Raw genomic sequence first — 12,013 nt, 5'->3', positions numbered from 1 at the left:
CCGAGGACATGAAGGACGAGGGCGTGGAGTCCGGCGAGCCGTCCGTGGCCGTCGCTGGCTGAGGCCTTCGGAAGGGCTTCCGGGGCGGGGCGCCAGTGGCGCCCCGCCCTTTCGCGTGTCCACCGCCGGGTCTCGGGCATCCGTTGTGCATATTCGGACATCCACGCCACAGGGGTGCGTGACAGAGGTCATCAAGGCTGAATTTGTGAATTGACCCACATGGGGCGGCGTTTCATTGCGCCACACCGCAAAGAACGCGGGGCTTCTCGGTCGAACCTGCAACGTTCGATGGTTCTGTAGCCCAGGTAACATCGCTACTGTTGCCGAGGCGCGTTTCCCCCCTGTTCAGGGTCCGTTCGGATCCGCTCCGCGAGCGCGCCCGGAATCTGTCGCCTGACATCCCCCGAGGAGACCCTGGTGGTTGAGGAGAAGACGGTCGGCGCCCCCGCGCCGGCGGCGCCGCGAAGGACGGTGAAGCAGCGGCTGATGCGGCGCAAGCCGGTGGAGCGGCTCACCGAGGAGGCCGGCCACGGCGAGGGCGGCAGCCTGCGGCGCACCATGGGCCTGCCCCAGCTCACCATGATCAGCATCGGCGCCACCCTGGGCACCGGCATCTTCGTCGTCCTGGGCGAGGCGGTCCCGGTGGCCGGGCCCGCCGTGGTGCTCTCGTTCGTGATCGCCGGGGTCACCGCGCTGTTCTCCGCGCTGGCCTACGCCGAGCTGGCCGGGATGATCCCGGCCTCGGGGTCGGCCTACTCCTACTCCTACGCCACCATGGGCGAGCTGGTCGCCTGGGTCTGCGGCTGGTGCCTGATGCTCACCTACGGGGTGTCGGTGGCCGCGGTCGCCGTCGGCTGGGGCGAGTACATCAACGAGCTGCTGCGGCTGGTCACCGGCGCGAGCCTGCCGGCCGCCCTCACCCAGCCGCCCGGCGCCGACGGCGGCATCGTGAACATCCCCGCCGCGGTCGTGGTGGTGCTGGCCATGGTCGCCCTGATCGGCGGCGTCCGGGAGAGCGCCTGGCTCAACGGCGCGATGGTGGTCGTCAAGGTCGCCGTGATGGTGATGTTCGTGGCGATCGCCGCCACCGCCGTGCAGGACGGCAACTTCGCCCCCTTCATGCCGCTGGGCATGGCCGGGGTGAGCGCGGCCGGCGCGACGCTGTTCTTCTCCTACATCGGCTTCGACGCCGCCTCCACCGCGGGCGAGGAGGCCAAGGACCCGCAGCGGGACCTGCCGCGCGCGATCATGCTCTCCCTGGTCATCGTCACCGCGATCTACTGCCTGGTGGCCTTCGTCGCGGTGGGCGCCATGCCCTGGACCGACTTCCAGGACACCGAGGCGAGCCTGGCGCACATCCTGACCGTGGTGACCGGCACCCCGATCTGGTCGGTGGTCTTCGCGATCGGCGCGGTCATCGCCATCGCCAGCGTGGTGCTGGTGGTGCTCTACGGGCAGACCCGCATCCTGTTCGCGATGTCCCGCGACGGGCTGATCCCCAAGGTCTTCTCCAAGCTGGACCGGCGCGGGAACCCGACGGCCAACATCTGGATCCTGTCGGCGGTCATCGCCGTGCTGGCGGCCGTGGTCCCGCTGGGCCACCTGGCCGACGCGACCAGCATCGGCACCCTGTTCGCCTTCGGCCTGGTGAACGTGGCGGTGATCGTGCTGCGCAAGCGCCGCCCGGACCTGCGGCGCCGCTTCACGATGCCGCTGGCGCCGCTGACCCCGGCCCTGGGCGTGCTGTCCTGCGCCTACCTGATGCTCAGCATGGGCGTGGCGACCTGGGTGACCTTCGGCGTGTGGATGGTGGTGGGGCTGGCCGTCTACTTCGGCTACTCCATGCGCCGCTCCACCCTGGAGACCGAGCCGGAGACGGCCGAGGCCTGAGCCTTTCGGCCGCTGGAGCGATGAGGGGCCGTGCCGCCGAACGCGGCACGGCCCCCGGCATTCCGGGAGGCGCTTCAGGGCGCCCGCCCCGTTCAGGGGGGGGAGCCGTGCACCGGTGTGCGTCTGTGGCGGGGTGTGCAATGAAGCGGTCGATGGTCTCGAAAATACGCAACACATCACCTGTGTCCATGCAATGTATTCGTTGATCCGTGCGTCTACAGTGGGTCCGGCTCAGGTGCGGACCACCCGCGCCGTTCTCCGAGGAAGGGGTGGGGGATGCCGGACACCGGACCCGTGCTGCGGATCGCCCTGGACCAGGGCGCCGGGCGCAGCGGGGACGCCTCCGACGGGCTCGCGCGGCTGGAGCGGGTCGCCCGTGCCGCCGCCGAGGCCGGGGCGGACCTGCTCATCGGCCCCGAGTGCTCGCTCACCGGCTACAACCTGGGCGCCCGCACCGCCGAGCTGGCCGAACCGCTGGACGGGCCCATCGGGGCCCGCGCCGCGCGGATCGCCGCCGGCGCCGGGATCGCCCTGGTGTACGGCCAGCCCGAGCGCGACGGGGACGCCGTGTACAACACGGTGCGCCTGGTCGGCGCCGACGGCGCGCCGCTGGCCGCCTACCGCAAGGCCCACCTCTTCGGCGACCTCGACCGGGACGCCTTCCGCCCCGGCCGCGAGGCGGTCGTCCAGGCCGAACTGCGCGGCGTCCGGGTCGGCCTGCTGATCTGCTACGACGTGGAGTTCCCCGAGGCCGTCCGGGCCCACGCGCTGGCCGGGACCGAGCTGCTGGCCGTCCCCACCGCGCTCATGCACCCGCACACCGGCGTGGCCACCGCGCTGGTCCCCGTCCGCGCCATGGAGAGCCAGCTCTACCTGGCCTACGTGAACCGCTGCGACACCGAGGGCGCCCTGGACTACTGCGGGCTGAGCACCCTGGTCGCCCCCGACGGCACCGAGGCGGTGCGCGCCGGGGCCGGCGAGGAGCTGCTCATCGCCGACCTGCACCGCTCGGCCCTGGAGGAGGCCCGCGGCGCCACCACCTACCTGCGCGACCGCAGGCCCGACCTGTACGGCTCGCTCGCCGTCTGAGGCGGGGGGACCGGCCCCGTCCCCACACCGCCCCCGCCCCGCGGCCGGCCGCCCGCCGCCGGCCGCCCGCCACCGCAAGGAGGATCACCGAATGACGTCCGCCGTGCCCACCGCCGTTCCGGAGGAGCGCACCGAGCGCCGCCCGCTCACCATGTGCGGCCCCGACTTCCCCTTCGGCTACGACGCGTACCTGGAGCACCCGGCCGGCCTGGGGGCGGTGCCGCCCGAGGCGCACGGCACCGAGGTCGCCGTCATCGGCGGCGGACTGTCCGGGCTGGTCACCGCCTACGAGCTGATGAAGATGGGACTGCGCCCCGTCGTCTACGAGGCCGACCGGCTCGGCGGCCGCCTGCGCACCGAGCGCTTCGACGGCGCCCCCGACGACGTGGTCGCCGAGATGGGCGCGATGCGCTTCCCGCCGTCCTCCACCTCGCTGTTCCACTACATCGACCGGGCCGGCCTGGGCACCGTCCCCTTCCCCAACCCGCTGGCGCCCTCCACGCCCAGCACCGTGGTCGACCTCAAGGGCGAGGCGCACTACGCGCGCACCACCGACGACCTGCCGGAGGTCTACCAGGAGGTCGCGCGGGCGTGGAACGCCACCCTGGAGGAGGGGGCGAGGCACACCGAGATGCAGCGGGCCATCCGCGAGCGCGACGTGCCCGCGATGAAGCGCATCTGGGACGGGATGGTCGAGCGCCTGGACAACCAGACGTTCTACGGGTTCCTGTGCGACTCCCCGGCCTTCGCCTCCTTCCGCCACCGGGAGATCTTCGGCCAGGTCGGGTTCGGCACCGGCGGCTGGGACACCGACTTCCCCAACTCCATCCTGGAGATCCTGCGGGTCACCTACACCGGCGCCGACGACGACCACCTGAGCATCGTCGGGGGCAGCGAGCAGCTGCCGCGGTGGCTGTGGGAGCACGCCCCCGACAAGCTCGTGCACTGGGACCAGGGCACCACCCTGTCCTCGCTGCACGGCGGCGCCCCGCGCCCGGCGGTCACCGCGCTGCGCCGCACCGCCGCCCCGGGCGACCCGGCGGGCAACATCACCGTCACCGACGCCGACGGGTCCATCCGCACCTACCGCGCCGCGGTGTTCACGGCGCAGAGCTGGATGCTGCTCAGCAAGATCGCCTGCGACGAGGACCTGCTCCCGATCGACCACTGGACCGCGATCGAGCGCACCCACTACATGGAGTCCTCCAAGCTGTTCGTGCCGGTGGACCGCCCGTTCTGGAAGGACACCGACCCGGCCACCGGGCGGGACGCGATGAGCATGACGCTCACCGACCGCATGACCCGCGGCACCTACCTGCTGGAGGGCGAGGGCGACGGCCCGGCGGCGATCTGCCTGTCCTACACCTGGTGCGACGACTCGCTGAAGTGGCTGCCGCTGTCGGCGCACGAGCGCATGGACGTCATGCTCAACTCGCTGGCGCAGGTCTACCCGGACGTCGACATCCGCGCGCACATCACCGGCGACCCGGTGACGGTGTCCTGGGAGGCCGAGCCGTACTTCATGGGCGCCTTCAAGGCCAACCTGCCCGGCCACTACCGCTACCAGCGCCGGCTGTTCACCCACTTCAAGCAGGACCGGCTGGACCCGCGCCACCGCGGCCTGTTCCTGGCCGGGGACGACATCTCCTGGACCGCCGGGTGGGCCGAGGGCGCGGTGCAGACCGCGCTCAACGCGGTGTGGGGCGTGATGAACCACTTCGGCGGCGCCACCGACCCCGCCAACCCCGGGCCGGGCGACGTCTTCGACGGGATCGCCCCGGTCGAGCTGCCCGAGGACTGACCGGGCGCCGATCCTCGCACCGGCCGAATCCACACCGGCCGAAGCGCCGACCCGAGACGGCGGCGGGCCCACACCCTCGAACCAGGGTGTGGGCCCGCGCGCGCCGCGGAGTCCGGCGTCAGGCGGGGCGCCCCTCGGCGGACCCGGCCAGCATGGGCTGGTCGACCAGCCGCGACAGCACCAGCGTGCTCTTGGTCCGCACCACGAACGGCTCGGCGCAGATCCGCTCGATGGTCTCCTCCAGGTGCTGCATGTCCCGGGCCCGGACCTGCACCATCGCGTCGGCCTCGCCGGTCACCGTGCAGGCCGAGGTCACCTCGGCGTAGCCCGACAGCCCGGCCCGGATCTCCGCCGGGGAGGTGCGGGGGCGGCAGTACACCTCGATGAACGCCTCGGTGGTCCACCCGATCGAGGACGGCTCCAGCACGACGGTGAACCCGCGGATCGCGCCGGACTCCACCAGGCGGTCGACGCGGCGCTTGACCGCCGAGGCGGACAGCCCCACGGCCGATCCGATGTCGGCGAAGCTCGTGCGCGCGTCGGCGCCGAGAATGGCGATGATCCGCTCATCGACCCGATCCAACCGCACTGCCCGCTCCTCACGTCGCGCCGGGCGCGTCCGGGGCCCGGCCTGACCGATGCTACCCACCGGCACCGGGGCGCGGGTCCGGCCTCCGGGGCGGATCGGCCGTGTCGTTTCACCCCATCCGGCGCCGTGACAGGGATGATCGGCAGTATCACCGAGGGTGAGGGGTGTGCGGTGGGGGCGAAAGGTGTACCCGCGGCCGTGCCGGCCGCGCTGCTGCTCGCGCTCGCGGCGACCGCGCAGGGCGCGGCGGCCGCGGACGCGGAGGGGGACGGGGCCGGAGGGGAGCGCAGGGCCGCCCTGGAATGGGGCGCGTGCGACGACCTGACGGCCGAGAGGGTCGAGGCGACCGGGGCGGACTGCGCAGAGCTGGAGGTCCCGCTGGAGACGGCGCGGTCCGACGGCGCGGACGCCCGCGCGGCCGAGACCGTGCGCCTGGCCCTGTCCCGTGTCCCCGCGCGCGGGGCCGACGGCGGGGCGGCCGAGGCGTCGCGCGTGTTGCTGGTCAACCCCGGCGGCCCCGGGAGCGCCGGGCGTGAGTGGGCCCTGCGGATCGCCGAGCAGCTCCCCGACGACCTGCGCGAGCAGTACGACGTCATCGGGTTCGACCCGCGGGGGACCGGGGCGAGCACGCCCGCCGTCACCTGCGACGAGTCCTACTTCGACCCCGTCCGGCCGGACACGGTGCCCGCGTCCCGCGAGGACGAGCGCGCGCTGCTGGAGCGGGCCCGCGGCTACGCGGAGGCGTGCGGGGAGAAGAACGCCGAGCTGCTCGGCCACATGCGGACCGAGGACAGCGCGCACGACATCGACCGCATCCGGCGCGCCCTGGGCGAGAACACCGTCGACTACCTGGGGTACTCCTACGGGACCTACCTCGGCGCCGCCTACGCGACGCTCTACCCCGAGCGCGCCGGACGCCTGGTGCTCGACAGCGTCGTCCACCCCGGCCGCCCCTGGTACGAGAGCAACCTGCGGCAGAGCCGCGCCCTGGACGACGCCCTCCGCAACTTCTTCGACTGGACGGGGCGGCACGACGACGTCTACGCCCTGGGGGCCGACGCCGACGCGGTCGAGAAGACCTACTTCCGCGTGCGCGAAGAGCTCGCAGAGGAGCCCGCCGGGGGAGCGGTGGGGCCGACCGAGTACGAGAACGCCTTCATGTCCGCGGCCTACGCCTCGGCGGTGTGGCCCCGCCTGGCCGCGGCGCTCTCCGACCATGTCTCCGGCGAGGACGAGGCGGCCCTGGTCGACGCGTCCGACCGCTTCGGCGAGGGGCCCGACGACGAACCCGGGTACGCCGCCTACCTGGCCACCCAGTGCACCGACTCCCCGTGGCCGTCGGCGTGGCCCGTCTGGCGCGACGCCGCCGAGCGGTCCTCCGCGGAGGCGCCCGTCAGCGGGTGGAACAACATCTGGTACAACGCGCCGTGCCGGACGTGGCCGGCCGAGGCGGGGGCGTGGCTGAACGTCGGGTCCGCCGCCGGTGCCGAGCGGGGCGCCGCGGACCAGGGGCCGCTGCTGGTGCAGGCCACCGAGGACGGCCCGACGCCCGTCGAAGGCGCCTACGCCCTGCGCGACCGGTTCCCCGGTGCGCGCCTGGTGATCGAGGACGGGGGCCTCAGCCACGGCGTCTCCCTGGCGGGGAACACGTGCGTGGACGAGGCGGTCGCCGACTACCTGCGCGACGGGACCCTGCCCTATGAGGCCTCCGGGCGCGCGGCCGACCTGGTGTGCGAGGCGGGACCGGAACCCGAGGCGAAGCTTCCGCAGAGCGCGGCCGAGGTCGACCGGGAGGAGCGGGTGCGGCTGATCGGCCCCTAGCCGGGAACGCGGCCCGGGGAGGCGGAACGGCCCCGGGCGGACGGGGCGGCCCGGGGAGCGGTCCGGGCCGTCGGGGCACCCCTGCGGAGGGGGCGGCGGCCGGACCCCGGTCCCGCGCTCTGAGCGGGGGCGGAGAGCGACCGAAACCGCGCGGTCGCATAGTCTGGAAACCGGGGCGCGGCGCACTCCGCCGCGGGGCGGGCCCATGCACACGAAGGCGCCCGGAGGTCGGCGGAAGGCGGCCCGTGGGCGGTTGGCGGCTGAAGGCAGGCGGGGTGATGCGGGTGCTGCGAACCTCCTCAGTTCGCGTGCTCGACCGGCGCGATACCGAGGACGTGCACGCACTTCTCGACCGCGACCCCGTGGGCAACGTCTTCGTCAGCTCGCGCCTGCGCGCCTCGGGCCTGGACCCGGCCCGCCTCGGCGGCGAGGTGTGGGGCTACATCGAGAACGGCCGCCTGAGCTCCCTGTGCTACTCCGGCGCCAACCTGGTCCCGGTGGACGCCGGTCCCAGCGCGGTCCGGCAGTTCGCCGAGCACGCGCGCTGGCGCGGCCGCCGCTGCTCATCGATCGTCGGCCCGATCCCGGCCGTCACCGACCTGTGGGAGCGGCTGGGCCCGTCCTGGGGCCCGGCACGGGCGATCCGCGACCGCCAGCCGGTCCTGGAGCTGATGGGGGCCCCGCGCCCCGACCCCGACCCGCGCGTGCGCCGGGTGCGGCCCGAGGAGCTCGACGTCCTGCTCCCGGCCTGCGTCGCGATGTTCACCGAAGAGGTGGGCGTGCCCCCGGACGCGGGCGACGGCGGCGCGCTGTACCGGTCCCGGGTGGCCGAGCTGGTGCGCAGCGGCCGGGCCTTCGCCCGCATCGAGGACGGGCGCGTGGTGTTCAAGGCCGAGGTCGGGGCCGTCACCCCGCACGCCTGCCAGGTCCAGGGCGTCTGGGTCCACCCGGACCTGCGCGGCCGCGGCCACGGGGTGGCGGGCATGGCCGCCGTGGCCCGCCTGGCGCGCGAGCACATCGCCCCCCGGGTGACGCTGTACGTGAACGACTTCAACACCTCGGCTCGCGCCGTCTACGACCGCGTGGGCTTCCGCCAGGTCGGCGAGGTCATGTCGATCCTGTTCTGAGGGCCCAAGCGGATCGGCGGGCGTGCTCGGCGTTGATCTCGGGAGAAACGACGCTTCCGGGCCGCTTTTAGGGGCGCATTTCCCGAGATCAACGACGCAGGGTCTGGCTCCCGGCATCTCAGACGTTGATCTCGACGAAAGTGCTGCCAAATCCGCCGGAATGACAGCACCTTCGTCGAGATCATCGACGAGGGGGCGCCCACTCGGCGGGGCGCCACCCTCATGCCGCGGCGGTCCCGACGGCCGCTCCTGCAATGAGGGTGAAGGACAGCACCAGCAGCGCGATGCCTGTGCGCAGCAGCCGGTACTTCCGCACGACGATCCGGCTGACGGTGCGCAGGTGGCCGAGGAGCGCCGACAGGTCGCCGTCCAGGGCGCTGCGGAGCTCGGTGTCCGTGCCGATCCGCTCGATGTCCAGGAAGGACACCGCCGTGGTCACCGGGCGCCGCTGGGCCGTGGGCAGACGGGGGTAGACGGCCGAGGCGAACGCCGCCGTCGCCGCCCCGAACGCCAGGCACCCGCCCCAGAAGAGCCGGTCCCACGGCGTGCGGAGGGCGCCGGGGGACCAGTCCCCCGACAGGACCGCTCCGAGGAAGGCCCCCAGCACGACACCGGAGGCGGCCAGAAGGATCGCCGCCTTCTGATCGGCGTGCCTGATCTCCGCGTAGGCGTCGGCGACGAGGGCGCGGGCGCGCGAGCGGCGGGCAGCGCGCCGGGAGGCCGCGGCGCGCAGTGCCGCGGACGCGGCGGCCACGAGCGCCGTCAGGGCACCGCGCGGCCGTGCACCTCCGCCCTGTCCGGGCCGCGCACCGCCGCCCCGTCCGGGCGGTGTGGGCGAGGAGCCGGTGCGGTGGACCGGCGCATCGGGGACGACGGCGGGGGAGGGCGGGGACACGGCGGGCGCCGTCCGGCGTGCGCTCACTGCTCCTCCGCTCGCCGCTCCGGGGCCACGCGGACCGGCGCCGGGGTGCGGCCGCGCAGGTCGTCGAAGCGCTCTTCCAGGTCGCGGGGGTGGTAGCGGGCCAGGCAGCGCACCGTCGCGGCCGTGTTGCCCCCGCCGAGCCCGGCGAAGTCCACCGCACCGCCCGGCAGCGGTGTGCGGGAACCGGGCGGCGCCACCGCCCCCAGCTCGTTGAGCGCGGCGGCCACCGCGGGGCCGCTCTCGGACCGGGCGTCGATCAGGCGCAGGCATTCGTGATGGACGTCCTCCCATGCGCGAACGTGCGTGTGCACGGCCGTGCGCGCCCGGTCGCGCAGCCGGTGCAGCCCGGAGCGGCTCCGCCGGGTGCGCACCCGTGCCAGCAGTGACGAGGCGTCGACGAAGGGGGCCACCCGTCCGTCGCCGTCCCGGGCGGCCGCGGCCGAGCGCCTCTGGGCCGCCAGACAGGTCGCGCCCGCCAGTGCCGTCAGCAGCGCGGCACCGACCGCCGTGCCGATGGCGAGTGGGCCGGACGGCGCCGCGGCGTGGCCCCACAGGGCCGCCAGGGCACAGGCCGAGGCCAGCACCGCGCCGTAGAGCAGCGGCGGCCCCCAGCGGGTGCGCCCACGGGGCGGGGACGACCGTCCGGCCGACGCGCCCTCCGTCCCGCGCCGGGGACGGGGCCGCCCGACGGCGATGTGCTCACCCGCTCCCAGCAGGCACACCAGGAGCAGCAGCCCGGGCAGCGGGGCGAGCACGGGACGCGGGTCGACCGCCTCCCCGCCGGCCCCGCCGTTCGCCCCGCCGGCCGCCTCGATGGTCGCCTCGACCAGTTCCGCCCCGGCGACCAGCAGCAGCGCGCCCAGGAGGAGGGCGGACAGGGGGAGGACGGCGCCGAACCGGCGCCGGCGCGGGGTCCCGTCGGTCCCCTCCCGTTCATCCTCCGCCTCCACGGTGCTCGGGAACCCCGGGAACGGTGTCGGCGGAGGGGACAGCAGGGCGGCCGGCTCGGCCCGCTTCACCGGTGGGTCCGGCAGCGCGTCCTCGAACGCGTCGAGCGCGGCCTCGGCGTCCCCGGACGTGCGGGCCAGCCTCTTCGCGCTCTCGGCGAGCCGGTACCGGTTGCCCGCGGGCTCCGGCGCGGGTTCCGGCGCGGGCCGGTCGCGGACGTCGTGCGCGCCTTCGTCGGCCGCCTCGTGTGTGCTGGTCACGGGTGCGCTCCTTCCCGGTCCGTGTCCCTGGCGGTGTCGCCCCCGTCGCCGTCCGCGTCACGGGAGGGGGAGCGGTACCGGCCCGCCGCCGGTTCCGCGTCGCGGGCGAGCCCGTCGATGAGTTCCCGGATCTCGCGCTCGTAGGCCTCGGGCGAGCTCTCTTCGAGGACGCGCCCCGCCTCCCACAGCGACGCGAGCTCGGGGGCCGGGGTGTCCACGTCGCGGAAGACCCGGAAGTAGGAGGCGACCTCCTCCGGGGTGAGCCGGTCCGGGAACGGCCGCTCGGGCAGCACGTCGGTCGGCGACGCGGTGAGCGGTGCCACCGGGCCCGAGCGGCCGTGGACGAACCGGGCGGGAAGGTTGACGCACTGCCACGCGCGCACCACCTCGATCCGCGCCATCGCGAGCAGCTCGTCCCGCCGCGAGCGCAGCGTCGCGTGCGCCTGGCGGTGCCGGGAGACCTGGGCCGTCACCGCCTCGCACAGGCGGTCGCACGTGCTCAGCTCCCGCCTGTAGTCGGCCTCCGCGCGGTCGCGGGCGGCGATGTAGGGGTTGTGCACCATGTACTCCAGCACCACCGCTCCGACCGCGAACGTGCCGAAGAGGGCCATGAACACTTCGGGAGGGACCGTCACCGGGTCCTCGGTGAACGTGCCCGACTCGCCCATGAGCGCACGGAACCGGGCCAGCATGAGGAAGAGGAAGCCCATCCAGCCGAGCGCGAGGAGGGAGATGATGATCCAGGGCAGGGCGGGCCACGACCGCAGGAATCCCGCGGTGGCGCGCCGCGCCCGGCTCAGCGCGCCATCGGGGGCGTCGGGGTCGGGACCGGCCGGCGCGGCGTCGCCGCGCCGGGCCCAGAAGTCCGCCCGATGGGAGAAGACCTGGGACGACAGCATGCGCCCCAGGGCGAAGAGCAGGACCGCCAGGATCGGCCCCATGAACCAGGCGAGGACGGAGGACCACTCGCCGACCGGGATGCCGAGCGAGTCGACGGCGATCCGGTGCAGGAACCACGCCTCCAACAGGCCGATGGCGGCGATGGTCGTCCAAGCGGCGATGCGCAGGGGCAGGCCGGGCCGCACCCTGTCGGCGGGCGGCAGGACCCCGTAGACCCGGTCCAGCTCGTCGAGCCGCCGCCGGGCCGTGCTGAGCGGGCGGCCGCGCACGTGCAGCCGGAGCCGGTGGAGCTCCACACCCACGGCCGCCGCGGTCTGGGTGACGGAGTTGATGAACGCGCCCAGCTCGGCTCCGCGGTTCACGATGATGCGCGTGGCGTTGAACGAGGCGCTGAGCTGGTGCGCCATCTCGTGGTTGGCGACGAGGTGGGGCGCGTCGGCGGGCGGGAAGTGGCCCCGCCCCGACACCGCGTCCTCCAGCGGGCACCCGCAGCTCCCCTGGTGGAAGGAGAGCGGGATGAACCCGTCGCCGGGCAGCGCGGGGAAGTCGCCCTGTGGGCCCCTGCCGCCGCCCGCACCGCCCGCGCCGCTTGGGTCTCTCGGGCCGCCCGGGTCTCTCGGGCCGTTCGGCCCCCACCCGCCGGGGAAGTCGTCGTTTCCGGGCATC

At 74.5% G+C, this 12,013-nt stretch carries 9 protein-coding genes; 5 read left to right on the top strand and 4 right to left on the bottom strand.

From position 1 onward, the window contains the following. The first annotated feature begins 417 nt into the window (after positions 1-417). The 3 genes from O4J56_RS15730 (at position 418) to O4J56_RS15720 (ending at position 4,780) form a co-directional block, all read left to right on the top strand. Entirely contained in the window at positions 418-1,890 is a 1,473-nt protein-coding gene (locus tag O4J56_RS15730; RefSeq protein WP_270686545.1) for an amino acid permease, read from the top strand. Positions 1,891-2,166: 276 nt separating this feature from the next. Continuing rightward, complete coding sequence (locus O4J56_RS15725; protein WP_270686544.1) at positions 2,167-2,979, top strand: carbon-nitrogen hydrolase family protein; 813 nt, start codon at positions 2,167-2,169, stop codon at positions 2,977-2,979. A gap of 91 nt (positions 2,980-3,070) precedes the next feature. Further along, positions 3,071-4,780 carry a flavin monoamine oxidase family protein gene (locus O4J56_RS15720; protein ID WP_270686543.1) on the top strand — a complete coding sequence of 570 codons (1,710 nt, stop codon included), beginning with the start codon at positions 3,071-3,073 and terminating at the stop codon, positions 4,778-4,780. 118 nt (positions 4,781-4,898) lie between these two features. Here the strand turns inward: O4J56_RS15720 and O4J56_RS15715 are convergent, their stop codons facing one another. Next, positions 4,899-5,369, bottom strand: a complete 471-nt coding sequence (locus O4J56_RS15715) for an Lrp/AsnC family transcriptional regulator (protein ID WP_270686541.1) — start codon at positions 5,367-5,369, stop codon at positions 4,899-4,901. A 135-nt stretch (positions 5,370-5,504) separates the two neighbouring features. Here O4J56_RS15715 and O4J56_RS15710 point away from each other — a divergent pair, with 135 nt between their 5' ends. Both O4J56_RS15710 and O4J56_RS15705 read left to right on the top strand, forming a co-directional pair. Beyond that, on the top strand, positions 5,505-7,190 hold the full coding sequence (locus O4J56_RS15710; protein ID WP_408639125.1) for an alpha/beta hydrolase: 1,686 nt from the start codon (positions 5,505-5,507) through the stop codon (positions 7,188-7,190). Between the two features lie 284 nt (positions 7,191-7,474). Then, a complete protein-coding gene (locus O4J56_RS15705) occupies positions 7,475-8,317 on the top strand; it encodes a GNAT family N-acetyltransferase (protein WP_270686547.1) in 843 nt (280 codons plus the stop codon). A 220-nt stretch (positions 8,318-8,537) separates the two neighbouring features. On the opposite strand, the gene O4J56_RS15700 is transcribed toward O4J56_RS15705, so the two are convergent. Genes O4J56_RS15700 through O4J56_RS15690 form a run of 3 tightly spaced genes read right to left on the bottom strand, consistent with a single transcriptional unit; the run spans position 8,538 to position 12,012 of the window. After that, positions 8,538-9,239, bottom strand: a complete 702-nt coding sequence (locus O4J56_RS15700; protein ID WP_270686539.1) for a Pycsar system effector family protein — start codon at positions 9,237-9,239, stop codon at positions 8,538-8,540. Continuing rightward, entirely contained in the window at positions 9,236-10,447 is a 1,212-nt protein-coding gene (locus tag O4J56_RS15695; protein WP_270686538.1) for a hypothetical protein, read from the bottom strand. Before O4J56_RS15695 ends, O4J56_RS15700 begins: the two co-directional genes overlap by 4 nt. After that, positions 10,444-12,012: a hypothetical protein gene (locus O4J56_RS15690; RefSeq protein WP_270686537.1), complete on the bottom strand. Its 1,569-nt coding sequence runs from the start codon at positions 12,010-12,012 to the stop codon at positions 10,444-10,446. The genes O4J56_RS15695 and O4J56_RS15690 overlap by 4 nt, the downstream gene beginning before the upstream one ends. Position 12,013: the final 1 nt, after the last annotated feature.

This window comes from Nocardiopsis endophytica (genome assembly GCF_027706725.1).
Lineage (GTDB): Bacteria > Actinomycetota > Actinomycetes > Streptosporangiales > Streptosporangiaceae > Nocardiopsis_A > Nocardiopsis_A endophytica.
Note: the sequence above shows the minus strand (reverse complement) of the source record. Positions and strands in the feature narration are given on the sequence as shown.